Source organism: Amycolatopsis sp. NPDC058986 (assembly GCF_042741125.1).
In the GTDB taxonomy this organism is placed as follows: domain Bacteria; phylum Actinomycetota; class Actinomycetes; order Mycobacteriales; family Pseudonocardiaceae; genus Amycolatopsis.
Window position 1 is genome coordinate 63699 of the sequence record NZ_JBHYJW010000023.1, and the last position, 22949, is coordinate 86647.

Below are 22949 nucleotides of genomic sequence, written 5' to 3' on the forward strand. Positions count from 1 at the left end.
GCTACACCCGCCCCGCTCATCCACCCACGATCGCGCTCGACCTCGTCCTCCAGCCGGACACGAACTTCACTACTCTAAGCATCACCGTTATCACTCATAGGTTTGCCGCCAACCACCTGCACAGGGGACAGCCTTGAGCTCGACAGTGCTCAACACTGAGAAGTTCGAGCCATAACGCCGTCCACGGGGAGGGAAGGCGAATGCACCCCGTTCGTCCACTCGTAGCCGTCAAATGCAAACTCGGCGAACTTGACGCCCTCAGCAACTACTACACTCGACACGACACCCATGTGCGCGTGATGGTCGAATTACTCGATTCAGTGAAGCCCAGCGGCAAATTACTGCCCGCTCTCGTCCGCGCGGCGGTGAACGCCGCAGAATTCGGTCAGACCTTGTGGTTAGACACGACATGGCTAGCATCCGGGAGCCCTCTCGCACAGCAACCGGGAGGGGTGTTCGAGTACCTCGATAACATCATCGAATCCGCGGTGACGGATACCTATGGGCTCCTCGCCCCCGACCTTGCCGCACTGGTCCCGGTCGCCTCAGTCGACGCATCGAACGATGAGCTACACAGGATTCGGCTTCTGATCGAGCACAAAGATCGCGACCTTGTCATCCGGATCCGCCACCCAAGTAGGTCAGCACGGGAACTTGGCGAGCGCATCCGAGCGATTATGCGGTTGACAGGAACCCAGCCCGAAAGCTTCCACACAGTCCTCGACATCGGATTCATAGACACCATACGCAGCCACTATGTAGCAGCGATAGCAGAAGCCGCTACAACGCTGTTGGATCTTCTCGGCCCTGGGTCGACCACACTTCTAGCTGGATCAATCCCCGCCACTCGAACCACCTACGCGACGACCGTGCGCGACCGGCCGGAGGTAACTCTGTGGAACGAAATTCAGCAGGGCAGCGCCTGCGAAGTCAACTACGGTGATTATGGCGTGACGAACCCAACTCCGTCCGCATCCGGCGGCAACGCTCGGAACCCTTTTCCCTACCTTTGCTACACAGTGCCGCGAAGGACAGTCATCTTGCGCCGCAAGCAGGAGAAAGGCGACGCAGCTGCCGATTTGTTCGCTGATCTAGTCGAGGAACTAGTTGAGCGGGACGATTTCGCCGGACCGGACTACTCGTGGGGCGACCGCGAGTTGACACAGTGCCGGCGTAGCGGCGGGCGAACTGCTGGGTCGGTGTCCCGATGGCTCGCCATGGCCACATCACATCACCTCGAACACGTGTCTCGCAGAACCGCGGCCGATCTCTGAGCCAATGTCGTTGGGGAACGCTTCACACATCAGAGGCGCACCGGACCAAGGTCGCCGCACCTGGTCACCTGGGAATCACTACCTGTCGGAAAGGTGCCTTCTTGGCAGCCCGATCATGGGCACATACGGTTTGTGGTCACCAATGGTAACCGCCACCGGGAGGACTCCGCCGTGCATCACTTCGTCATTACTGGCGCGCGCGTTTTCAATGGTGCGGACTCGCTCGGGATCGTCGACGTCGAAGTCGCGGACGGCAGGATCGCGAGCGTCGCGGGCAGACGTCCCGAGGGAGTCGAACTGATCGATGGCACCGGTGCCACGCTGTTGCCCGGCCTGATCGACGCTCACACGCATACCGACGCGGAGTCACTCCGTCAGGCCCTGACGTTCGGGATCACCACCGAGCTCGACATGCTCTCGATCCCGGAGCGCATGAACCCGCTGCGCCGCCAGGTCGCCGAGTCGAGCGACCTCGCCGACGTACGGTCGCCGTCCATCGGGCTCACGCCCGCGGACGGGCATCCGCATCAGCTCCGACAAAGAGAAGGGGACCCACCGTGGCCGACAGCCACGCGCGTGGCGGAGGTCCCGGCGTTCGTCGAAGCCAGGATTCTCGAGGGCGCCGACTACCTCAAGGTGCTGGTGGAGGATGGCCACCTGTTCGGCTCGGCCCTGCCCCGGCTCGCGCCCGAACTGGTCGCGGCTACCGTTCGCGCGGCCCACGCCCGCGACAAGATGGTCCTCGCGCACGCGATGACCATCGAGACGGCCCATCAGGTCGTCGACGCGGGCGTCGACGGGCTCACTCATCTCTTCTTCGATCGGCCTCATGACGACGAACTGATCGAGAAGATCGCCGCCGCGGGCATCTTCGTGATTCCCACGCTGACGGTGATCGCCTCGATCACCGGCGAGCCAGCCGGTGCCGAGCTCGCGAGGGATCCACGGGTCCGCCCCAAGCTGACGCCGATTTGGCTCGACAACCTGTCCGGCGCGATCGCAACGAGTCCGCCCGAAAACTTCGGCTACGCGCTGGAGGCGCTCGCAGCGCTGCGACGAGCAGGCGTCGACATTCTCGCGGGCACGGACGCCGCCCATCTCGGCGCGCCGGGAATGGCCCACGGCGCCAGCCTTCATGGCGAATTGCGGCTCCTGGTGTCAGGAGGCTTCACTCCGCTGGAGGCGCTGCGGACGGCGACCTCGGTTCCGGCTCGCCGGTTCGGCCTTGACGACCGTGGCCGGATCGAGCCCGGGCTCCGAGCTGACCTCACGTTGGTCACCGGCGACCCGACCGTCACCATCGACGACACGCTCTCGGTCCAACGCGTATGGCGCGGAGGTGTACCGGCACCCGCCGCGAACTGAAGGCCAGGTTCGTCAGCGTCGGAGGGCCCACGTCGTCGGGCCACTGTCCGGTAGCTCGACCTCGGCGGTCACTTCGAATCCGAGCTTGCGGTAAAACGCGATGTTCGCGCGCTCGGAGGTCTCCAGGAACGCCGCCACACCAGCGGAATCCGCGGCCGCGAGGCCGGGTTCGACGATCGCGCGTCCCAGTCCCCTGCCCTGATGTCCCGGGTGGACGCCGACCGTGGCGAGGAACCACACCGGCTCCTCAGGCCGGTGCGGGGCCAGCGCTTTCTCAGCGGACGCCGCGGCGAAGGCCCGGTCACCTGCCAGTTCCGGCATCAGCTCGGCCAGTTCGGCGAACGCCGCGCCGGCGCCGGTCGACTCCGGCGTGGTCCAGACCGCGGCGGCGAGCACCCCGTCCGGCCCGTCCGCCACCCACACCCGGCCGTGCGGCAGACCGATGCGTTCGACGAACAACCGCTGGAGTTCCCGCACCCGGCGGAGGTGATCGTCGGCCGAGACGGTGTGCCTGGTCCACGCGTAGTCCGCGAACGCCGCGGCCAGCACGTCTGCGGCGGCGTCGATATCGCCGGGTTCACCCGGGCGGATTCGAGTGTCGATCATCGGACGCGATGCTACCGACACACCGGACACGGCTCAGCCGAAGGCGGCGAGGACCGCGTCGCTGACCTCCGTCTGGTGCCGCGAACCTTCCCGGACGCTCGGCAGCCGGTTCGTCAGATAGGCGAACACCAGCTGACGCTCCGGGTCGGCCCAGGCGAGGCAACAATGGGAACCGTTGTGGCCGAACGTCTTCCATCCGCTCCGACGGCCCATCGGACGTGGGCGGGTCGCGTCGGGACCACCGAGCTGGAAGGCTTGGGACCACCGGATGGGCAGCCGCAGCACCCGGTCGACCTCGCCGTCGCTGGACGGCTGGCGAGCCCCGGCAATGGTGGCCGAAGCGAAAACGCGGACGCCGTCGAGTTCACCACCGGAGAGCAGCAACTGGTAGAAGCGAGCCAGATCACGAGCGGTGCTGGACACCGTCGCGGCGGGAATAACGGCCTCGCGGACGGATCGGCGATTGAACACCAGGCCGCGAAGTCTCCCGTCGAAGCCACGCGAGGTCACCGGAATGTGCTGTGCCCACAAGGAAGGCGGGGTGCCGAGGTGGGTGTCGGACAGTCCGAGCGGGTCAAGCAGTTCCGAGCGCATCACCTCGCGTACTTCGGTACCGGTGACGCGGCGGATCAGCTCGCCCAGCAGGAATCCGTAGCTCAGCACGTGATAAGCGGGGACCTCGCCGGGTCGCCACGTCGGATGCGCGCGTTCGAGAGCCTGGACCGAGCGTCGCCAGTTCGTCGCGACGAGCGCGTCCCCGTGGACGCTGCGCGCGTACGGGACACCCGACCGGTGTTGCAGCACCTGCCGGATCGTGACGGTGTCCTTGCCACGCTGCCCGAATTCGGGCCAGTACCGCGCCATCGGATCGTCGAGCGCGAGCTGTCCTCGCTCGGCAAGCAGGTGGACGAGCATGGCCACCAGCGGCTTACCCGCGGAGAAAAGCAGGAAAGACGTGTCCGCGGCGCAGCCGAAGGCGTGGTCGAGGACGACTTTTCCCTTGTGCAGCAAGCAAATCTGGGCGACCGAACCGCGGGCGTCGATGAGATCGAGAACCTCGCGGGCCGAAGCGCCCGCCCGCTCGGACGAACGTTCCGCGCCACTCACCGGGTCAGGCGTCGGCGGGAGTGCAGACGACGCACTCGCCGTCGCCGATGGTTTCCTGGAGCACCGCGCGGTGCGTCGGCTTGGCCTCGCGGTAGCGCCTGCGGCCCGTCTCGGTGAGGGTCACGAAGATCCCCCGCCGGTCCATCTCGCACAGCGCGCGCTCGACGAGGCCTTCGCGCTCCAGCCGCGCCACCAGCCGGGAAGTCGCGCTCTGACTGAGATGCACGGCCTCGGTCAGGTCCGCGGACCGGCACTTGTGGTCGCAGGTGGCGAGGCGCTCCAGCGCTTCGAACTCGCTGACCCCGATGCCATGACGTTCCTGCAGCGCGACCTCGAGGGCATTGCACACGGCGGCGTGGCGGGCCAGCAGCCCGTGCCACTGCTGCACCAAGCCTCGTTCAGCGACATCGCTCACGTCGCGAAGATAGCATGCAGGTGAATGTGATGCAAACACATTAAATGTGTTGTCATTAGATGCGCGTGCATGTAGTGTCCCGATCATGAGTTCTTCCGCGCACTTGTCCACCTCTTCAACGCGGTGGGACGCACGTCTCTGGGGTGTCCTGCTCACTGTCTCCACCGTCGTCGGTCTCGACGCGCTCGACGTCTCCATGGTCGGCGTCGCGCTGCCCTCGATCCGGGCCGACCTCGGTCTTTCCACCAGCGCCCTGCAATGGGTCGTCAGCGGCTACGTGCTCGGCTACGGCGGGCTGCTGCTCCTCGGCGGACGCACCGCCGACCTGCTCGGCAGGCGCAAGGTCTTCCTGGTGGCCGTCGCGGTCTTCGCCCTGGCCTCGCTGCTCGGCGGCGTGGTCGACAACGGCGCGCTGCTGATCGCGAGCCGCTTCATCAAGGGGCTCGCCGCGGCCTTCACCGCGCCTGCCGCGCTGTCCATCATCACCACGACGTTCAAAGAAGGCCCCGCGCGCAACCGGGCGATCAGCATCTTCGCGGTGTTCGGTGCCAGTGGTTACTCGGCGGGCCTCGTCTTCTCCGGGCTGCTGACCGAGGTCGGCTGGCGCTGGACGTTCCTGCTCCCGGTCCCGATCGCGCTCATCGCGCTCGTCTCCGCGATCAAGCTGATCCCGAGCTATGAACGGGACTCCTCGGGCGCGGGCTACGACTTCCCCGGCGCCATCACCGGAGCCCTGGGCTCCCTGCTGCTGGTCTTTTCGGTGGTCGAGGCTCCCGAGGTCGGCTGGGCCGCACCGCGTACGTTGATCTCCTTCGCCGTCGCGGCCGCGCTGCTCGTCACGTTCGTCCTCATCGAGAAGCGCAGCAAGCACCCGCTGCTGCGGCTCGGCATCTTCCGCTCCGGTCCGCTCGCCAGGGCGAACATCGGCGCCGCGCTGTTCTTCGGTGCCTACATCGGGTTCCAGTTCGTCGTGATGCTCTACCTGCAGTCGGTGATGGGCTGGTCGGCGCTGCAGACCGCGCTCGGCTTCCTGCCCGCGGCGCTGATCGTGGCCTTCGGCTCGCCGAGGATCGAGCCGCTGATCGACCGGGTCGGCACGCCGATCACGATCTTCGCCGGTGTCGTCGCCCACGTCATCGCGTACGTGCTGTTCCTCCGTGTCGACGAGCACTCCGGTTACGCGGGTTCGGTGCTGCCGAGCATGATCCTGCTGGGCATCGGCTTCACGCTGGCGTTCTCGTCGCTGAACATCCAGGCGACGGCCGGGATCTCCGACGACGAACAGGGCCTCGCCGGCGGTCTGCTGAACACCTCGCTGCAGGTCGGCGGTGCGATCGGGCTCGCGGTGGTGACCGCGGTCCTCACCGCCAACGGTGGCGCCGACGCCTCGGCGTCGGCCCTGCTCACCGGCCTGACCCCGGCACTCAGCGTCGTCACCGGCATCGCCGTGCTCGGCCTGCTGGTCGCGGTGTCCGGTGTCATCCGGCGCCGTCGTAGCGAAGCCCCCGCGGCCGAGCCGGAGTTCGCGCTCGCGGCCGACTGATCCTTCTCACCCCAGGTGGCCTGCCGCTCCTCGGAGTGGCAGGCCACCTTTGTGCTCTGTTCGGGCGAAAACCCTTGGCCTTCGCCGGGGCTGCCGGGAAATATCGGGCCTTCCGGACTTGGGGAGGGACGGATGCCTGAGGGATGGAAGAAACAGCCACGGGACTCGAAAGGTCGCTGGACCAAGAAGGGCACCGCGATCACCGCGGCGGCCGCGGTCGGCATCGTCGTCGCGGGCACCGCGAGCGGTCTCGGCGGAGGCGGCGCTTCGACTTCGGCCGTTCAGGGAGCCAGAGCGGGTTCTCAGGGGAGGGCGTCCGGCAAGGAAGCCGCCCGCAAAGGACAACGTGACGCCGCGTGGCAACGCATGGGGCTCAAGGTCGTCAGGAAGGCGGCCGAAACCGAACTACGCTGCGCGACCCGGTCGTTCGGCCAGGCACAGCAGTTCTTCCTGCGCACGCCATGCCGCAAGCTCGATCGGCTGCTCCTGGCCCTCGGCGACGGCCAAGGCAACAGTGTCGCGGTCTCGATCGCCTGGGTGCGGATGGCTTCGGCCAAGGACGCGAGCAGGTTCAAGAATCTCGTCGACACCCAGGGCACGGGCAACATCACGCCGCTCGGTGGCGCGGCGCTCGGGCTCGCCGAAATCCACTTCACCGGCCGGTACTACGACTCGCACCAGAAGGGCGCGCTCGTCGTCAACGCGGAGGCCACACCGATCGGCGGGCACCCCGGCGAACAGCTGCTCCACGACATCGCCGACGTCGCCGACGAATTCCCCCCGCCGTGACCTACCTGGCGGCCGGTTCGAGCAGGACGAGCGGGATCTCGCGGTCGGTCTTCGTCTGGTAGTTCGCGTAGTTCCGGTAGTCGGCGGTGATCTTCGGCCACAGCCGCTGCCGCTCCTCCGGCGTCGCGACCCTGGCTCGCATCGGCTGCCGCGATTCACCCTGAAGGGCGACCTCGACGTCGGGATTGTCGCGGAGGTTGAGGAACCAGGCGGGGTGGTGGTCGTCCCCGCCGCGCGAGGCCACGACCACCACCGCGTCGCCGTCCCGCAGCGGGGACGTGAGCATCACGGACCGGGGCTGGCCGGACTTGCGGCCGATCGTGGTCAGCTCCAGCACCGGCATGTTCGCGACACGCCAGCCGGCGCGGCCGCCCGAGATCTTGAGCAGACCACGGTGGACGGCGTTCATGGTCTTCAGTGCGAAATCACTGGGCATGCCCGCAACCTAGCCCTGCGACCGCAGCGCGTCGAGTGCGCCCACCGAGTCAGACGACACGAGTCGCGATGCCGGGGTACGACACCACCAGTCCTGAGTCGTCATAGCTCAGCTCGCACGCGAAGGCGAACGCGGGCGCGGCGTACGCGTACCGCTGTTCGCCGTCCGTAGTGCGCGCGTATTCCTGCTCCAGCCGGTCGACCGTGAGGTCGAGGGCCCTGACGTACGCGGCGGGCGCCGCCGAACGAGCAGCGGGCGCCAGCTTCAGCCGGTGCACGGGGAAGGCGTTGGTCATGGCCGACGCTTCGAGATCCACGTCGAAACACCCGTCCAGCCGGGGCGCCGGCTCGCCGTCGACGAACCATCGCCCCTCGCCGTCGCTCTCGAGGAGAGCCGTCCGGACACCCGCGGCCGACCTTCCGGTGACCAAAGCCCGCCGCGTAGCCCAGGTCTCGTCAAGCGTGATGTCGTAGTCGACGCTCCACGTCCGGCCGTCCTCGACAGCCGTCGTCATCCCCGCCGCCCGGAAACCGTTGCCGCTCCGGGAAAAGTACACGACCTCGAAACCGGAACGCACACTTTCGTGAGCCCACGCGGCGGTGGCGGGCAGCTCGGCGAAAATCGGGCTCAGCCCTGGCGCTCGTAGGGCAGCTTCTCCCCCGCCTCGACCGCGAACGGCAACCGGTTCCCTTCCGGCGGCAGCGGGCACGTCGCGAAATCGGTGAACGCGCAGGGCAGGTTGCGGGCGCGAGTGAAGTCGAGGACGACGGAGCCGTCCTCCGCGGGAGTGTCCACGGCGAGTGACCGGTTCGCCCCATAGGTGGTGACACCGCTCGTGGCGTCGGTGAACAGGATGCTCAGCCCGCCGTCATGACCGTTGAACGCGGTCAGCGTGTACTCGGTGCCGTCGTGGGCGAACCGCACCAGGCCGGGTGCCGTGTAGACGTGGCTGAGGCCCTCGACCACGGCTCCCACGGTCGTCGGACGGGGCTCGTCGAACGGTTCGAAGTGGCCGGTGAGCACCCAGGACGGGTCGGGCTCGTAGGCCGGGACGCCCCGGAAGTCCCGCAGCACCGGCGCCTTCGGGTCGTGCACGCGGATCAGGTAGCCGGAGCGGCGGGCGATCTCGACCTCGACTTCACCCGTGCGCACCCGCGTGCCGGCGCCGCTGTTCACCAGCTCGAACCGCCGTACGCCGGCCACCGGCTCGCCCTCGTGGGAGAACTCGGCACCCCGCGGGTCGAGATACGCGGCTTCCTTGTCCTGCCACCAGCGGCCGGGCAGTCCCGGATACTCCCGGGGTTCGTCCTCGAGCCAGTCGAGGGAGACCAGCGCCAGCCAGCCGTGGGGATCCGCGAGGTCCCGCTCCCGCTGCTCCCGCCAGTCCCGCCACCGCTGGACGAATTCCCCGGATCGCACACTCGCGCTCATTGTCTGCCCCTTTCCGGCCCGTATGGCCACCATGCCAACATCGCGCCACACCGGGTATTCCGCGTCCCACCATGCGGTCGTATCACCTCCGCGTTCCGATCCGGCTCGGGCCCTGGTAGGCGCGTAACGCTCGTCGGGCCGGGCGCGACTGCTGGGAACGCACGGGAAACAGTGCAGGGGAGGTCACAGATGTGGTCGTTGTTCAGGAGGAACACGCTTCCCGGGGCGCCGGTGAATCCGCCGTTCGCGCCACCGCCGGTCGGCCGGATCAGCGCGGAACCCCCGCCGATGGGCACCGATTCCCCCTCCCGCGCAAGGCTTGTCGCGTTACCGGAAAACGGCAGGATCCGAGTAGTCGGTGAATCCCGCTATCAGGAGGCGTTGCGGCTCGCCGCGCACGGCCGGGCCGCCGGGAACGAACTCGACGACCACATTCCGGCCACCGCGGTCCTCGTCCCCGAGCCGGGCAACAAGGCGGACGCCAACGCGGTGCGCGTCGACGTCGTGTGCGGGCAACGGAAACTGACCGTCGGCTATCTCCCCCGCGAGCTGGCCGCCGAGTACCAGCCGGAACTACTCGACCTGCGCCGGCGCGGCGCTTTCGGCACCTGCCCGGCGCGGATCGCGGGCGGCGGCGCGAAATTCTACGGAATCTACCTGCATCTCGCGCGCCCCTGGGAACTCCGGGCCGCCGGGCCGGGCGACCCCGTCGTCGCCGCATCGCACGACCGCACGGTGCTGCTGCGCAACGACTGGTTCTGCACGGTCACGAAAGAACAGGACCACCAGGACGTCCTGCTGAAGTTCGCGCCGCGGCGCGGCCAGGAGTTCCGGACGGTCACCGCGCAGCTCGGGTTCTGCACGATCAGCTCCGGGAAATACCGGGGCGAACCGGCGATCGAGGTACGCCTCGACGGCCAGCGCGTCGGGCAGCTCACCTACGCGATGTCCATGCGGTACCACGACCGGGTGAAGGCCCTGCTCGACCGCGGGCTGGAGGTCACCTGCGAAGCGGTCACCAAGAACACGGACAAGGGCATCGAGATCGAGCTCATGATGCCTGCCGGTCCGAGACGCGACAACCAACGCCGCCTCTCGCTCTGACGGGCTTCACGCACCCCTGGCGTCGAGCAGGTCGAGATAACCATTGCTCGCTTCCCACAACGCGTCGGAAATCCCGGTGAGCTTGCCGGGCTTCCAACGGCGATCGTCGTACTCGCGAGTGCGCTCGCGCAGCGCACGCAGACTGACCGCGAGTTCGTCGTCGAGCCGGGTACGCAGTTCCTCCGGTGACGGCGCGGGAAGGCGGACGTCGTGGCCCCGGCCCGCACGCAACGTGGCGAGCGTGTCCTCGGCGATCCCCGTTTCCGTGTCCCACACCAAAGCGGGCCGGTCGACGAAGTGGTTCCAGACCGGGGCGTGCGCCGACCGCCACAGCGTGCGGACCGGGATCTTCGCGACCCTGGTCATCTGCTCCCAGTGCTCCGCGCCCTGCGGTCTGGCCAACCAGGGAACGTCGCCGACCGGCAGGTCGACGACCAGCGCCACGGTGACGTAGTCGAGTTCGCGAGGCGACTCAAGGATGTCCCCGAGCGCCCACAGCTGGGTGACCGACAGCGAGTACCGCGCCATCAGCGAACCGACGAGTTCCGCGCACGTACGCGCGACCGCGTTGAGATGGTGGATCCCGCGCTCCCACTTCACCCGGGCATTCTGACCCCTCCGTCCGTTGAGTAGGGTCGCCGGGTGGCGGAGAGTGAGACCGTCGTCGAGATCTACACCGACGGCGCGTGCAGCGGCAATCCCGGACCGGGCGGCTGGGGCGCCGTGCTGCGCTACGGCAAGCACGAGAAGGACCTCTACGGCGCCGAATCCGGCACCACGACGAACAACCGGATGGAGCTCATGGCGCCCATCCGCGCGTTGGAAAGCCTCAAGCGGCCTTCGGTGGTCCGGGTCTTCACCGACAGCACGTACGTCCGCAACGGCGTCACGCAGTGGATGGTCCGCTGGAAGGGCAATGGCTGGCTCACCCAGGCGCGGCAACCGGTGAAAAACGCCGACCTCTGGCAGCGGCTCGACGCGGCCGCCGCGCCGCACGAGGTGGAATGGCGCTGGGTCAAGGGACACGCGGGGTTGCCCGGGAACGAACGCGCCGACCGGCTCGCCGTTCGCGGGGCGCAGGAAGCGGCCGGAATCGTCGCGGCGGGCGGTTAGCCGCCCGCCGTCGGTGCCCGCGAAGTCGCCGAAGCGGGCGACGTGGTGCCACACCTTCTTGGGCGGCAGCCCGTGCCCGCGTCTCCCGCACCTTTCTCGCAATCGTGGGCCCCAGCGCACGGGAAGATCCACGGGGCGTTGCGAAACGATCACAGCGCTGGGCCGTTCGGGCGATTTGTACCGAACGGACGTTTGACCGCTTCCCCTCGAAAGGAATCATCAACGCTACGAGGTCAGTCGAGGACGGAGAGTGACATGGCGGATCCTGAATTCTTCCTCGGCCCGGACGGGAAACTCCACCCCATCACCCCCAAAAAGACCGGCGGGGCGGCGGCCATGGCCGCCATGGCGCTGGGCGCCGCGATGGCCGCGAGCAGTACGGCCGGCGGTGGCACGGCAGCACAACCGGACGCGGGCGGCGGCGCCGGTGGCGGCGGCAGGACGTCGTCCGAGGCGGCGGCACGTAGCGGAAACCACGAGGAAGCCTTGCGCTTTCTGGGACTCACGACCGTCACGAAGGTCGGCAGCGCCCGCGAACCCACGTGCGTACCCCGCACCTCCGGCCAGGTGCGGCAGTTCCTGGTCCGGCATCCCTGTGTCTCGATGTCGCGGATGTCGCTCACCGCCGGGGACGACGCGGGCACCGCGATCGCGGTCACCGTCGCCTGGATAGAACTGCCCCAGGCAGGCCAGGCAGCCGAACTCGAGACCCTCACCGGCGATGTCGAGCCGCTGCCCGGCGGCGTACGTTCCGGTGCGCACCGGCAGTCGCGAATGGACGGTGCGGTCGTCGTCATCGCCGCCGCCACCGCGACGAGCGGGCAGCCGTCCGCGCGGACACTCGACGAAGTGGCGGGCACCGCCGCGCAGTTCCCGCCGCCGAGCACCTGACACAATCGCGGGATGCCCGAAACTCCGTGCCCCTGCGGCCTCGGCGAACCGTACGACGCCTGTTGCGGCCGCTACCACCGGGGCGAGCAGACCGCCCCGACCGCCGAACTGCTGATGCGCTCGCGGTACAGCGCGTTCGCCGTCGGGGACGCCGGCTATCTGCTGCGGACCTGGCATCCCTCGGCCCGGCCCGCGAACCTGGACCTCGACCCGGCCCAGCGGTGGGCCCGGCTGGAGATCCTCGGGCACACCGGCGGCGGACTCCTGCAGGCCGAGGGCACGGTCGAGTTTCGCGCGCACTACCGGCACGACGGGCAGCGCGGCGTCCTGCACGAGAACAGCCGGTTCGTCCGCGAAGGCGGGCAGTGGCTATACCTCGACGCCCTCGCCTGAAGCCAACGCCGGGCGACATTCGGACGAAACGTGACAACTGGGGCTGTTCCCCGGGTGTCCGGGCGGCTACCATCACCCTCGATTGTTAGGGATCTTTACTAACGATCAGTGCCCCACCCGTCCTTCCCGATCACCCGCCGCCGTGTGCCCAATGAGGAGGCGCGCTCGTGAGCCATCGGCATGCAAGACTCCGGATCCCGCTACGGCTGCTGGCCGTGGCGACACTCGCCGTCGCGGTGGGCGGTGCGACCGTCCCGGCGGCGACCGGCCAGGAACCCGCGCGCGCCGCGGTGTCCGTCGGCGCCGCGGCCGGGACCGCGACCCCGCTTCCCGGTTATCTCATCCAGACCTCCGCGCAGGCCGGCGACGACGCGGCGGTCTCGAAGCCCGGCTTCCCGACCGCCGGCTGGTACCCGGTCGACTCCCGCAGCACGGTCTTCGCGGGCCTGGTGCGCAACGGCAAGTACCCCGATCCGTTCTACTCGACGAACATGAAGAACGTGCCGAAGTCCGACTTCGCCGTTCCGTGGTGGTACCGCACCGATCTCACGCTCGACGACACGTCCGCGCGCACCTACCTGGACTTCAGCGGCGTACTGTCCAAAGCGGACGTCTGGGTCAACGGCACAAGGGTCGCGGCGAAGGACCAGGTCAACGGCGCCTACACGCGGCACGACCTGGACATCACCGCGCAGGTGCACACCGGCGTCAACAGCGTCGCGTTCAAGGTCTACCCCAATGATCCGAACAAGGACCTCTCGATGGGCTGGATCGACTGGGCGCAGACCCCGCCGGACCAGAACATGGGGATCGTGCGCGACGTCCTGGTCCGCCGCGGCGGACCGGTCGCGCTGCGCGGCGGGCACGTCGTCACGAATCTCGCGCTCCCCGGCCTGAAGCACGCCGACCTCACCGTGAAGGCCGACGTCCGCAACGACTCGGCGAACGCGGTGCAGACCGTCGTCTCCGGGACCGTCGCCGGGCGTCCGATCAGCCAGACGGTTTCCTTGGCGGCGAAGGAGAAGAAGACCGTCACGTTCCCGGTGGTCGGGATCGACGACCCGAACGTGTGGTGGCCGGCCGGGATGGGCGGCCAGCCGCTCCACGACCTCGACCTGACCGCGAGTGTCGCCGGGTCCATTTCGGACAGTGCACACTCAAGGTTCGGGATCCGGGACGTCAAGGCGCCGCTGAATTCCAGCGGCGGGCGCCAGTACTCGGTCAACGGACGGCCGCTGCTGATCCGCGGCGGCGGCTGGTCGCCGGACCTGCTGCTGCGCTGGGACGTACGGCACGTGGCCGACAAGCTCTCCTACGTCAAGGATCTCGGGCTCAACACCGTGCGGCTGGAGGGGCACATCGAGCCGGACGAGTTCTTCGACCTCGCCGACGCCATGGGCATCATGACCATGCCGGGCTGGGAATGCTGCGACAAATGGGAAGGCCAGGTCAACGGCAGCGAGCCCGGTGACAAGTGGACGGCGGCGGACTACCCGATCGCCAAGGCGTCGATGACCGGGGAGGCCGAGCGGCTGCGAAACCACCCGAGCGTCGTCTCCTTCCACATCGGCAGCGACTTCGCGCCGGACGCCACGATCGAGAAGAACTATCTCGACGCGCTCAAGGCGGCGGACTGGCAGCTGCCGGTGGTCCCGTCGGCGAAGACGAACTCGTCGCCGCAGCTGGGCAAGTCCGGGATGAAGATGAACGGGCCGTACGACTGGATCCCGCCGAACTACTGGTACGACAAGGCGCATTCGGACGCGGGCGGCGCGTGGAGCTTCAACTCCGAAACCAGCGCGGGGCCGGACATCCCGACGATGGACACGCTCAAGCGGATGATGACCTCCGGGGAGCTGGACACGCTGTGGAAGAACCCGTCCGCGGCGCAGTACCACCGTTCCTCGTCGTCGACGTTCTCGAACCTGAAACTGTTCGGTGACGCGCTTTCCGGACGATACGGTGCCCCGGCGAACCTCGGCGACTACGTCCGGAAGGCACAGCTGGCGCAGTACGAGAACGTGCGGGCGGAGTTCGAATCGCACGCACGGAACTACTCCGACAGCTCGAACCCGTCGACCGGGCTGATCTACTGGATGCTCAACAGCCCGTGGACTTCGTTGCACTGGCAGCTCTTCGACGCCTATCTCGATCAGAACGGCGCGTACTACGGCGCGAAGAAAGCCAACGAGCCGCTGCACATCCAGTACTCGTACGACTCGAAGTCGGTCGTCGTGGTGAACTCGACCCCCGCCGTGGCGAACGGCCTGACCGCCAAGGTGCAGCTGTTCAACCTCGACGGCACGGAGAAGTTCGCCCAGACCAAGCCCGGGCTCTCCGTCGGCGGGGACGGCGCCAAGGCCACCGCGCTGACGATCCCCTCGGTGAGCGGACTGTCCACAACGTACTTGGCGAAGCTGGTGCTCACCGACGGCTCGGGCAAGGAGGTCAGCCGCAACGTGTACTGGCTGTCCACCAAGGCCGACACGCTGGACTGGTCGAAGACCGACTGGTACTACACGCCGACGACGAGTTATGCCGACCTTTCCGGGCTGAACAAGCTCGGCCAGGCCACGGTGAGCACGACGGCGAAGTCGGCCGACAACCCCGACGGCACCACGACCACGACGGTGACGCTGAAGAACACCACGGGCGGCAAGCTCCCGGCGTTCTATGTGGACAGTCACATCGTGAACGCGAGCGGGAAGCCGGTGCTGCCGATCCAGTGGAGCGACAACGCGGTCAGCCTGTGGCCGGGTGAGTCGACGACGCTGACGGCGACCTACCGGACAGCCGATCTCGGCGGCTCGGCGCCGTCGGTCCGGGTCTCCGGCTGGAACACCGGCACGCAAACCGTCCCCGCGAGGTAGGCCGCCGAAGGTCCGTGAAGGCCTCCTTCCCAGCGCTGGCAAGGGGGCCTTCACGGAACGTCAGAGCGAGTCCCAGAGCAGGCGTTGCTCCCGATCGGGGTCGGACGCCGGGGCGCTGACGTCGTCGAAGAGCATCGTGACGCGGTCCGCGGGCGTGTAGCGCGCCCAGCCGGGATCGCCGGCGGTGACGAACCGGACCCAGACGTCGAACATCGTCGTCGCGATCGCCTGCAGCCGTTCGCGGGGTGGTTTGGCCGTGGCGAAGAGAAAACGCCAGTTCACGTTGCCGATGTCGTCGAACACCAGCGGCAGGTCGAGCCCGTGCGGAGCGCCGAAACTCTTGCCGCGCGGGGCGATCCGCCAGTCGAGCCGGTACATCCACGCCGCTCCCCCGGCACCGTGCTGTGCCTCGGCGAGCCGGATCGCGGGCAGCCACCAGTCGCCCGCGGTGAGCGCGCGATTGCGGACGTGGTCCTCCGGCCAGTCCGGCAGCACCTCCCGATAGGCGGCCGTCGCCTTCTCGATCGCGGCCGTGTCCAGCATGGTCGACCCGGTGCCGAGCGGGTTCGCGCTCCCCGTCGCGAGCCACGCGAACAGGTCGTACTCGTCGGCCGTGGTCCCGGTCAGGATCTCGACGTCGCGAGCGGCGCCGGCCGCCACCGCGTCGCCCGGCCGTTCCGGCAGGACGTCGCCGTCGACGACAACCCGGTAGGTCACCAACGTGCCCGAGGCGGCCGAAACCCGTTGCTGTGCCTCGAGAATGCGCGTCGTGGGCAAGGTCGCCAGCCGGTCGGGACCGACGCCGAGTTCGGCCAGCACGGCCTCGGCGACCCGGTCCGCCTCGGCCGGGGTGTGCACCACCGAGCCGACCCCGGTGCCGCTCTGTACGATCGCCCGCCGGAACAACCCCCGCGCCGCGGGCACCGCCAGCAGCGTCCCGACCGTGCGCCCGCCGTTGGACTGCCCGGCGAGGGTGACCCGGCCGGGATCCCCACCGAACGCCGCGACGTTGTCGCGCACCCATTCCAGGGCCGCGACCTGGTCCCGCAGCGACAGATTGCTGTCGGCGATCCCGGGCAGCCGCAGCATGCCGAGCACGCCCAGCCGGTACCCGACGGTCACCACCACGACGTCCCGCCGCGCGAACGCCGACGCGTCGAACTGGTGTGGTGCGCCCATGACGCCGCCTCCGCCGTGGATCCACACCAGCACCGGATGCGGCCCCGGCGTCGTGGGCGCGTAGACGTTGACGGACAAGCAGTCCTCGTCGCCGAGAAAGCCCTTTCCCGTGATGCTGGGTTGCGGCGCCCGCGCGGCGAACTTCAGCGTCTCCCGCACCCCCGTCCAGCCTGCCGGGCGCCGCGGAGCGCGGAACCGCAGCTCCCCCACCGGCGGTTCGGCGTACGGGACGCCGAAAAAGACCCGGATGCCCTGGCGTTCCCTGCCGCGGACGGCGCCCGCGGCGGTTTCGACGGTGATCTCCACCCGGCCAGCCTAGAACCGGGAGTTTCGCGGCGGGGGCCAGCCCGGCGGGCCCCGGGCGACCGCCCGGGGAATGATGTTCGCGTGGAGATCGCAGCAGAGATTGTCGCCCTGGTGGTGGCGGTGCTCGTGGTGAGCGCCGTGGCGCGGCGGCTGGACTGGCCGGCGCCGCTGTGCCTGATCGCGTTCGGGGTGGCCGTCTCGTTCGTCCCCGGCATCCCGGAGTACCACCTCGAACCCGAGGTCGTGCTGCTCGGGCTGCTGCCGCCGCTGCTGTACTCGTCGGCGATCCAGGTGTCGCTGATCGACTTCCGCCGCAACCGGGGGCCGATCGCGCTGCTGTCGGTCGGGCTGGTCGTGTTCACCACGTTCGGGGTCGGCCTGGTGGCCTGGCTCATCGTCCCCGGCCTGCCGCTGGCCGCGGCCATCGCGCTCGGCGCCGTCGTCGCACCGCCGGACGCGGTCGCGGCCAGCGCGGTCGCGCGCCGGGTCGGCATGCCGCGCAAGCTGGTCCGGCTGCTCGAAGGCGAGAGCCTGTTCAACGACGCCGCCGCGCTGGTCGCGCTGCGGACCGCGATCGCCGCCATCGCCGGATCGGTGAGCCTGTGGCAGGTCGGCGGGGACTTCCTGCGTGCCGCGGTCTTCGGCGCGGCGGCCGGGCTCGTGGTCGGGTTCGCGGGCGCGTGGATCAGGACCAGGCTGGACGAGCCGGTGCTCGACACCGCGTTGTCGTTCGTGCTGCCGTTCATCGCCTACCTGCCCGCCGAGGCCGTGCACGGCTCGGGGGTGCTCGCGGTGGTGATCGCCGGGCTGATCCTCGGGTACAAGGCGCCCACCATGCTGTCCGGATCGTCCCGGCTGGCCAGCAGGCTCAACTGGCACACCATCCAGTTCCTGCTGGAGAACATGGTGTTCCTGCTGATCGGCCTGCAGCTGCGGCGCATCCTCGCCGAGGTCGCGGACACCGGCATCGGCATCTTCGGGCTGGCAGGGATCTGTGCCGCCGTCCTCGCGGCGACGATCCTCACGCGGGTGCTGTGGCTGGCCGGGATCGGCCTGTTCCGTCGCGTGATCGGCACGAAGAAGAAGGTGTGGCCGTGGCGGTACTCCGCCGTGCTCGCCTGGGCCGGGATGCGGGGCGTGGTCACGCTCGCCGCCGCCTTCGTGCTGCCGCAGGACACCCCGCAACGTCCCGTGCTGGTGCTCGCCGCGTTCGTGGTGGTGGCCGGGACCCTCGCGCTCCAGGGCACGACCCTGCCGGCGCTGATCCGCAGGCTCCGGCTGCCCGCGCCCGACCCCGCCGAGGACGCGTTGCAGGAGGCCGCGGTCCTCAACGACATGACCCGCGCGGCGCTGGCGAAACTGGAGGAGATCCGGCGGCCGGAGGACCCGGACGACGTCGTCGAGCGCATTCGCGACCGGCTCCAGGCCCGTTCGGACGCCGCGTGGGAACAGCTGGGGCGGCAGAGCGCGCTCGCGGAAACGCCGAGCGACGCCTACCGTCGGCTGCGGATCCAGCTGCTCGAAGCGGAGCGCGAGGTGTTCCTGAAGGCGCGCGCCGCCGGGACCGCCGACGACGACGTGCTGCGGCGGGTGCTGGAACGGCTCGACATCGAGGAGTCGATGCTCGACGCGGACGAGGAGGAACCGCCGATGGAAGGCCGTGAACTGCGGACCCCGGCCGCGTCGGCGGGCTCCTGCAAGCATCTGGCGCACGACTGGCCGGACCACCGGCCGGAAACCACCGACTCCTGCGCGGAGTGCGTCGCGGAGGGCAGCACCTGGGTGCACCTGCGGATGTGCCTCAAGTGCGGGCACGTCGCCTGCTGCGACTCGTCACCGAAGCGGCACGCCTCCGGGCATTTCCACGACACCCGCCACCCGGTGATGCGCAGCGTCGAGCCCGGTGAGACGTGGCGCTGGTGCTTCGTGGACAAGCAACTCGGCTAACCATCGCGGTCCTTCGGCACTGTTATGTTCGGCCGTATGAGTACGCCCGAGCAGGAGATCGAATACCGCCAGCACCGTTTCACCCCGCCGCCCGGCGCGGCCGACATCTTCCTGGTGCGGCACGGCGAATCGGCGCCGGTGCGGGTGAGCTCGCCGCCGCCGATGCTCGACGGCCAGGCCGATCCCGCCCTCGCGCCCGAGGGCAGGGAGCACGCCGAACGTGTCGGCGAACGGCTGGCGGACGAGCGGATCGACGCGCTCTACGTGACGCCGCTGCGGCGGACCGCGGAAACCGCCGCGCCGCTCGCCGCGAAGCTCGGCCTCACCCCGCGAGTCGAACCGGGCCTGCGGGAGATCAACCTCGGTGAGTGGGAGGGCGGGCTGTTCCGCAAGAACACGTCCGAGGGACATCCGATCGCCGAGCGGCTCTGGAACGAACAGCGCTGGGACGTCATCCCCGGCGCCGAAGCCGACGAGGCTTTCGGCGCCAGGGTCCGGGCCGCGATCGGCAGGCTCGCCGCCGCGCACCCGGATCAGCGCGTCGCGGTGTTCACCCACGGCGGAGTCATCGGCGAGGTGTTCGCGCAGGCCGCCGGTGCCGGCGAGCGGTTCGCGTTCCTCGGCGCCGACAACGGCTCCATTTCCCGGCTGGTCGTCCTGGGCGACACGTGGATCGTGCGCGGCTTCAACGACGTCACGCACCTCGGTTAAGGACGGGAAACGTATCCCACGGCGACGAGTTCGACCGCGACGAGCACCGAGACGGCTTCGGCGGCGACCAGGCCGATGAGCACCAGGACCTGGGTCATCCCCGCCTGCACCGGGGACGCGCCGCCCAGCAGGACGCCGACATACGCGCCGGGCAACGTCACGAGCCCGACGGTCCGGGTCTGGTCGAGCGCCGGGATGAGCGCCTGACCCGCCGACGGGCGGCAGATCTCCAGCGCGGCGGGACGCGGGGTGAAGCCGAGCGCGAGTGCCGCTTCGTACTCACCGTGCCGCGCCTGGAGTTCGTCCAGCGCCCGTCGCGACGCCTGCGACGTCGCGGTCATCGCCCCGCCGATCACGATCCCGGCGATCGGCACGACCGCGATCGGCCGGAACGGCACCACCCCGGCCGCGAGCACGAGCCCCAGCACCGGGGCGACCCCGGCGGCGATCGCGACCGCCACCCACGGCAGTACTCTCCCGGCCCTCGACCCGCCGATCCGGCGTGCCGAGGTGACCGCCGCGATGCCGAACATCAGCAGCACGAACAGGCCGGTCAGCCAGCCGGAGCGCAGGATCGCCGTGATCACCAGCGAAACGAGGGCGAGCTGGACGACGGCGCGCACCGCGGCGACGACCACGGCCCGCCCCCGGCCCAGCCCGCCGTACCGCACCACGAGCGCCCCGGCACCCGCGAGTACCGCCAGCACCACCACCAGCGCCGGTCCGAACGTGATCACAGCGCTCATTATCGGGCGCTTCCGCGATCACGCCCGGCGATCGGCTAAGCGGTACAGGTCAGTTGGCGGTCTTCACCGGTGACGGTCTTTTCCGCCACGACGACGCCGTCGACGAGAATCCGGCAACGCAACGTGCCAGGGCCGGCATTCTGTGCCGACACGCTGGAGAACCCGGTCCGGTCGGCGGGCCCTGTCCTGGTGAAGGACATCGACCACGGTGTGGTGACCTCGGCGGACTGGACGAGGTCGGTGCCCGCGCCGACGTAGGTGAGGTTGCGCGCCCCGTGCTCGCCGGTCAGTTCGTAGACCACGGCGTGGCTGACCGGCTTCGCCGCCACGACCGGCGCGGCGCGTGCTTGCTCCGGGGGCGGCGCCGACGGCCGCGACGCCGTCTTGGGCATCACGTACCACGCCAGCGCGATCGCCACCGCCGCGACGCCGAGGACGACCACCACGTTGCCGATCGGTCTGTCCCGGCCCGTCCCGCCCGAAGCCGGCGGTGTCCCCGGCGATCCCGGCGACGACGGTGGCGGTGAGACCACGGTGCGAACGCGCATGGAGAGGTCATCCCTCGTTCGAGCGCACTCCCGACGAGTACGATGCCTACTTCTCGTCCGGTGTGGACGGCGCGTTAGCCACTCGACCCAAGAACTCCCACATTCACCCTTTCGGGCGCGTATCGGTCACGGAGTGTCCGACGGTTAGCGAGGGGTTAACGACGGCGGTGACGCCGTGGTCCGTGTGCGAAGGTGTCTGGTATCGCCATCAGTGCAGGGAGGTCGCGATGGCCACCATCACCGACGTCGCGTCCAGGGCCGGGGTGTCGACCGCGACGGTGTCCAGGGCGCTCAACGGCAAGTCCACTGTGGACCCGCTGCTCGCCGCCAGGGTCCAGCAGGCCGCGGCCGAACTCGGCTATCACCCCAACGGGCTCGCCAGGAACCTGCGCCGCCAGGAGACCGCCGTCCTCGCCCTCATCATCTCCGACGTCGAGAACCCGTTCTTCACCGCGATCGCGCGGGGCGTGGAGGACCTCGCCCAGACCTCCGGCTATTCGGTGGTGCTGTGCAACGCCGACGAAAACGCCGACAAGGAGCGCCGCTACATCGACGTCGCGCTGCAGGAACGGGTCGCGGGCGTGGTGCTGTCCCCGACCGGCCTCGCGACCAACGTCGACCGGCTGCGGCGGCAGGGCACGCCCGTCGTCGCGGTGGACCGCCCGCTCGCCGGGATCGTCGGCGACCAGGTGCTCGTCGACACCCGCCACGCCGCGAGCGAGGCCACCGGTCATCTGCTCGGCAACGGTTACCGGCGCGTCGGCTGTCTCACCGGTCCCGCCGGGGTCCGCACCGCGGACGACCGGCTCGCCGGGTACGTCGACGTCGTCGGCGGCCCCTCCGCGATGTTCCGCCGGTCGGAGTACCGGGCCGAGGGCGCGCGCCTCGCCGCGCTGGAACTGCTCGACGAACCGGCGCCGCCGGACGCGTTGCTGGTCGCGAACAGCACGATGACCATCGGCGTGCTGGAAGCGCTGGCCGGGCGCGGACTGCGGCCGGGGCGCGACGTCGGGATCGTGTCGTTCGACGACGCACCGTGGACGACGCTGATCGACCCACCGCTGACCGTCGTCGCCCAGCCCGCCTACGACGTCGGCCGCGTCGCGGCGGACCTGCTGCTGGCCCGGATCGGTGACAGCACCCGCGAGCCCGCCACCGTGACGCTGGAAGCCCGGCTCATCGAGCGGCGCAGCTCGCGGCGCTGATCCCCCGCGCGGGCGAGAAAGCGCTCTCTCCACGAACGTGCCCGGGGGCCGGCGAGATTGCCGGCCCCCAGGCACGCCCCACCCCCTGTGTCCCCCAGGTCCGGCGGCCGTGGCCACCGGGGCCAGTGAAGCACGAAGGCAGGAAATCGATTTCACCGGAACGTAAAGGCCACACGTCGGGGTGTCAAGCGAATACAAGCCTGGACAAGCTCGTCCGATCGAGGCAGACTTTCCGTCAGTCGCCTACCGTTCGTGTTGAGTAATGTGCGGTCTGTGTCGATCTTTGGTGAATTGACCCACAAATTGGGCGAGATACCGCACGAACCCGCACATCCGGGTTAGTCTAGGCGCATGTCTGTAGCGCTGGAGAACGTCCTCGCCAAGGCGGGCCTCAAAGTCGACGCCACCGAGTTCCTGACGATGGTCGAGGACGCCGCTCGCAGACTGTCCCCACCCAACCCGGATCCTTCGCACTACTTCTCCCCCGACCAACGGGCCGCGCTCACCGATGTCGGCCTCGACCTGACCCCCCGCGCCGAGGGCGAACCCGACTTCCGGGCCCGCACCGTGGCCGCGCACGCCGTCCTCGCCGAATCAGCGCTCAGCGTGGTCGAAGCCGCCCGGATCCTCGGTGTCGACGACAGCCGCATCCGCCACCGCCTCAAGGAAGGCAGGCTCACCGGCTGGAAGGACCAGGGCTGGCGGCTGCCGTCCTGGCAGTTCGCGGGCTCGGGCGTGCTTCCCGGCCTGGAGGTGGTGCTGCGCGCGCTGCCCGAGGACCAGCCCGCCCTGGTCGTCGCCGCCTTCATGAGCACCCCCCAGCCCGACCTCGTCATCAACGACCACCCCGCGACTCCCCGTCAGTGGTTGCTCTCCGGGGGTGACCCGGAACACGTCGCCCGGCTGATCGCCACGTTAGGCTCGCCGTTCTAGGCTGATACGTTCGCAAGTAACGATCTCTCCGACAAGG

The 22949-nt window shown here is 69.3% G+C and carries 23 protein-coding genes; 13 read left to right on the top strand and 10 right to left on the bottom strand.

Annotated features, from left to right (window positions below; all coding sequences use genetic code 11):
• Positions 1-200: 200 nt before the first annotated feature.
• Both ACFW0G_RS21230 and ACFW0G_RS21235 read left to right on the top strand, forming a co-directional pair.
• Complete coding sequence (locus tag ACFW0G_RS21230; RefSeq protein WP_378327061.1) at positions 201-1274, top strand: hypothetical protein; 1074 nt, start codon at positions 201-203, stop codon at positions 1272-1274.
• Positions 1275-1445: 171 nt separating this feature from the next.
• Positions 1446-2639, top strand: a complete 1194-nt coding sequence (locus ACFW0G_RS21235) for an amidohydrolase family protein (RefSeq protein ID WP_378327062.1) — start codon at positions 1446-1448, stop codon at positions 2637-2639.
• Positions 2640-2651: 12 nt separating this feature from the next.
• Here the strand turns inward: ACFW0G_RS21235 and ACFW0G_RS21240 are convergent, their stop codons facing one another.
• The 3 genes from ACFW0G_RS21240 to ACFW0G_RS21250 are packed head-to-tail and all read right to left on the bottom strand — an operon-like array spanning position 2652 to position 4767.
• Positions 2652-3245 carry a GNAT family N-acetyltransferase gene (locus ACFW0G_RS21240; RefSeq protein ID WP_378327063.1) on the bottom strand — a complete coding sequence of 198 codons (594 nt, stop codon included), beginning with the start codon at positions 3243-3245 and terminating at the stop codon, positions 2652-2654.
• 33 nt (positions 3246-3278) lie between these two features.
• Positions 3279-4352, bottom strand: a complete 1074-nt coding sequence (locus ACFW0G_RS21245; protein WP_378327064.1) for a serine hydrolase domain-containing protein — start codon at positions 4350-4352, stop codon at positions 3279-3281.
• A 4-nt stretch (positions 4353-4356) separates the two neighbouring features.
• Entirely contained in the window at positions 4357-4767 is a 411-nt protein-coding gene (locus tag ACFW0G_RS21250) for a MarR family winged helix-turn-helix transcriptional regulator (RefSeq protein WP_378327065.1), read from the bottom strand.
• 85 nt (positions 4768-4852) lie between these two features.
• Here ACFW0G_RS21250 and ACFW0G_RS21255 point away from each other — a divergent pair, with 85 nt between their 5' ends.
• Positions 4853-6310: an MFS transporter gene (locus ACFW0G_RS21255; RefSeq protein ID WP_378327066.1), complete on the top strand. Its 1458-nt coding sequence runs from the start codon at positions 4853-4855 to the stop codon at positions 6308-6310.
• 132 nt (positions 6311-6442) lie between these two features.
• Positions 6443-7099, top strand: coding sequence for a hypothetical protein (locus tag ACFW0G_RS21260; RefSeq protein ID WP_378327067.1), 657 nt, complete (start codon positions 6443-6445; stop codon positions 7097-7099).
• A gap of 1 nt (position 7100) precedes the next feature.
• On the opposite strand, the gene ACFW0G_RS21265 is transcribed toward ACFW0G_RS21260, so the two are convergent.
• The 3 genes from ACFW0G_RS21265 to ACFW0G_RS21275 are packed head-to-tail and all read right to left on the bottom strand — an operon-like array spanning position 7101 to position 8966.
• Positions 7101-7535: a nitroreductase family deazaflavin-dependent oxidoreductase gene (locus ACFW0G_RS21265; RefSeq protein WP_378327068.1), complete on the bottom strand. Its 435-nt coding sequence runs from the start codon at positions 7533-7535 to the stop codon at positions 7101-7103.
• 49 nt (positions 7536-7584) lie between these two features.
• Entirely contained in the window at positions 7585-8166 is a 582-nt protein-coding gene (locus tag ACFW0G_RS21270) for a putative glycolipid-binding domain-containing protein (protein WP_378327122.1), read from the bottom strand.
• A complete protein-coding gene (locus ACFW0G_RS21275; RefSeq protein WP_378327069.1) occupies positions 8163-8966 on the bottom strand; it encodes a DUF1684 domain-containing protein in 804 nt (267 codons plus the stop codon). Before ACFW0G_RS21275 ends, ACFW0G_RS21270 begins: the two co-directional genes overlap by 4 nt.
• 189 nt (positions 8967-9155) lie before the next feature.
• Here ACFW0G_RS21275 and ACFW0G_RS21280 point away from each other — a divergent pair, with 189 nt between their 5' ends.
• Entirely contained in the window at positions 9156-10070 is a 915-nt protein-coding gene (locus tag ACFW0G_RS21280; RefSeq protein ID WP_378327070.1) for an HIRAN domain-containing protein, read from the top strand.
• A 6-nt stretch (positions 10071-10076) separates the two neighbouring features.
• Here the strand turns inward: ACFW0G_RS21280 and ACFW0G_RS21285 are convergent, their stop codons facing one another.
• Positions 10077-10670 (bottom strand): hypothetical protein, encoded by a 594-nt coding sequence (locus tag ACFW0G_RS21285; protein WP_378327071.1) that lies wholly within the window; start codon positions 10668-10670, stop codon positions 10077-10079.
• Between the two features lie 42 nt (positions 10671-10712).
• Here ACFW0G_RS21285 and rnhA point away from each other — a divergent pair, with 42 nt between their 5' ends.
• The 4 genes from rnhA (at position 10713) to ACFW0G_RS21305 (ending at position 15337) form a co-directional block, all read left to right on the top strand.
• Positions 10713-11183 carry a ribonuclease HI gene (rnhA, locus tag ACFW0G_RS21290; RefSeq protein WP_378327072.1) on the top strand — a complete coding sequence of 157 codons (471 nt, stop codon included), beginning with the start codon at positions 10713-10715 and terminating at the stop codon, positions 11181-11183.
• Between the two features lie 255 nt (positions 11184-11438).
• Positions 11439-12074, top strand: coding sequence for a hypothetical protein (locus ACFW0G_RS21295; RefSeq protein WP_378327073.1), 636 nt, complete (start codon positions 11439-11441; stop codon positions 12072-12074).
• Positions 12075-12086: 12 nt separating this feature from the next.
• Complete coding sequence (locus ACFW0G_RS21300; RefSeq protein WP_378327074.1) at positions 12087-12467, top strand: YchJ family protein; 381 nt, start codon at positions 12087-12089, stop codon at positions 12465-12467.
• A 167-nt stretch (positions 12468-12634) separates the two neighbouring features.
• Positions 12635-15337, top strand: a complete 2703-nt coding sequence (locus tag ACFW0G_RS21305; protein WP_378327075.1) for a sugar-binding domain-containing protein — start codon at positions 12635-12637, stop codon at positions 15335-15337.
• Positions 15338-15397: 60 nt separating this feature from the next.
• Here ACFW0G_RS21305 and ACFW0G_RS21310 read toward each other — a convergent pair whose 3' ends face one another.
• The gene (locus tag ACFW0G_RS21310) at positions 15398-16822 is read right to left on the bottom strand and encodes a carboxylesterase/lipase family protein (RefSeq protein ID WP_378327076.1); all 1425 of its coding nucleotides are present in this window, start codon (positions 16820-16822) and stop codon (positions 15398-15400) included.
• Between the two features lie 81 nt (positions 16823-16903).
• On the opposite strand from ACFW0G_RS21310, the gene ACFW0G_RS21315 reads away from it, so the two are divergent.
• Positions 16904-18769, top strand: a complete 1866-nt coding sequence (locus ACFW0G_RS21315; RefSeq protein ID WP_378327077.1) for a Na+/H+ antiporter — start codon at positions 16904-16906, stop codon at positions 18767-18769.
• A gap of 36 nt (positions 18770-18805) precedes the next feature.
• Positions 18806-19480 (top strand): histidine phosphatase family protein, encoded by a 675-nt coding sequence (locus ACFW0G_RS21320; protein WP_378327078.1) that lies wholly within the window; start codon positions 18806-18808, stop codon positions 19478-19480.
• On the opposite strand, the gene ACFW0G_RS21325 is transcribed toward ACFW0G_RS21320, so the two are convergent.
• Both ACFW0G_RS21325 and ACFW0G_RS21330 read right to left on the bottom strand, forming a co-directional pair.
• A complete protein-coding gene (locus tag ACFW0G_RS21325; RefSeq protein ID WP_378327079.1) occupies positions 19477-20226 on the bottom strand; it encodes an ABC transporter permease in 750 nt (249 codons plus the stop codon). The two genes, ACFW0G_RS21320 and ACFW0G_RS21325, sit on opposite strands and share 4 nt — an antisense overlap.
• A 35-nt stretch (positions 20227-20261) precedes the next feature.
• Positions 20262-20774 (bottom strand): MmpS family transport accessory protein, encoded by a 513-nt coding sequence (locus ACFW0G_RS21330; protein ID WP_378327080.1) that lies wholly within the window; start codon positions 20772-20774, stop codon positions 20262-20264.
• A gap of 227 nt (positions 20775-21001) precedes the next feature.
• Here ACFW0G_RS21330 and ACFW0G_RS21335 point away from each other — a divergent pair, with 227 nt between their 5' ends.
• Entirely contained in the window at positions 21002-21979 is a 978-nt protein-coding gene (locus ACFW0G_RS21335; RefSeq protein ID WP_378327081.1) for a LacI family DNA-binding transcriptional regulator, read from the top strand.
• A 351-nt stretch (positions 21980-22330) separates the two neighbouring features.
• Positions 22331-22912, top strand: a complete 582-nt coding sequence (locus ACFW0G_RS21340) for a DNA-binding protein (protein ID WP_378327082.1) — start codon at positions 22331-22333, stop codon at positions 22910-22912.
• The last annotated feature ends 37 nt before the right edge of the window (positions 22913-22949 follow it).

What these genes read in the sequence shown, in the direction of transcription:
- ACFW0G_RS21300 (WP_378327074.1), top strand. Translation starts at nt 12,087, where the DNA reads ATGCCCGAAACTCCGTGCCCCTGCGGCCTCGGCGAACCGTACGACGCC.
- ACFW0G_RS21340 (WP_378327082.1), top strand. Translation starts at nt 22,331, where the DNA reads ATGTCTGTAGCGCTGGAGAACGTCCTCGCCAAGGCGGGCCTCAAAGTC.
- ACFW0G_RS21295 (WP_378327073.1), top strand. Translation starts at nt 11,439, where the DNA reads ATGGCGGATCCTGAATTCTTCCTCGGCCCGGACGGGAAACTCCACCCC.
- ACFW0G_RS21240 (WP_378327063.1), bottom strand. Translation starts at nt 3,245, where the DNA reads ATGATCGACACTCGAATCCGCCCGGGTGAACCCGGCGATATCGACGCC.
- ACFW0G_RS21275 (WP_378327069.1), bottom strand. Translation starts at nt 8,966, where the DNA reads ATGAGCGCGAGTGTGCGATCCGGGGAATTCGTCCAGCGGTGGCGGGAC.
- ACFW0G_RS21330 (WP_378327080.1), bottom strand. Translation starts at nt 20,774, where the DNA reads ATGCGCGTTCGCACCGTGGTCTCACCGCCACCGTCGTCGCCGGGATCG.
- ACFW0G_RS21260 (WP_378327067.1), top strand. Translation starts at nt 6,443, where the DNA reads ATGCCTGAGGGATGGAAGAAACAGCCACGGGACTCGAAAGGTCGCTGG.
- ACFW0G_RS21325 (WP_378327079.1), bottom strand. Translation starts at nt 20,226, where the DNA reads ATGAGCGCTGTGATCACGTTCGGACCGGCGCTGGTGGTGGTGCTGGCG.
- ACFW0G_RS21280 (WP_378327070.1), top strand. Translation starts at nt 9,156, where the DNA reads ATGTGGTCGTTGTTCAGGAGGAACACGCTTCCCGGGGCGCCGGTGAAT.
- ACFW0G_RS21265 (WP_378327068.1), bottom strand. Translation starts at nt 7,535, where the DNA reads ATGCCCAGTGATTTCGCACTGAAGACCATGAACGCCGTCCACCGTGGT.
- ACFW0G_RS21320 (WP_378327078.1), top strand. Translation starts at nt 18,806, where the DNA reads ATGAGTACGCCCGAGCAGGAGATCGAATACCGCCAGCACCGTTTCACC.
- ACFW0G_RS21230 (WP_378327061.1), top strand. Translation starts at nt 201, where the DNA reads ATGCACCCCGTTCGTCCACTCGTAGCCGTCAAATGCAAACTCGGCGAA.
- ACFW0G_RS21255 (WP_378327066.1), top strand. Translation starts at nt 4,853, where the DNA reads ATGAGTTCTTCCGCGCACTTGTCCACCTCTTCAACGCGGTGGGACGCA.
- ACFW0G_RS21335 (WP_378327081.1), top strand. Translation starts at nt 21,002, where the DNA reads ATGGCCACCATCACCGACGTCGCGTCCAGGGCCGGGGTGTCGACCGCG.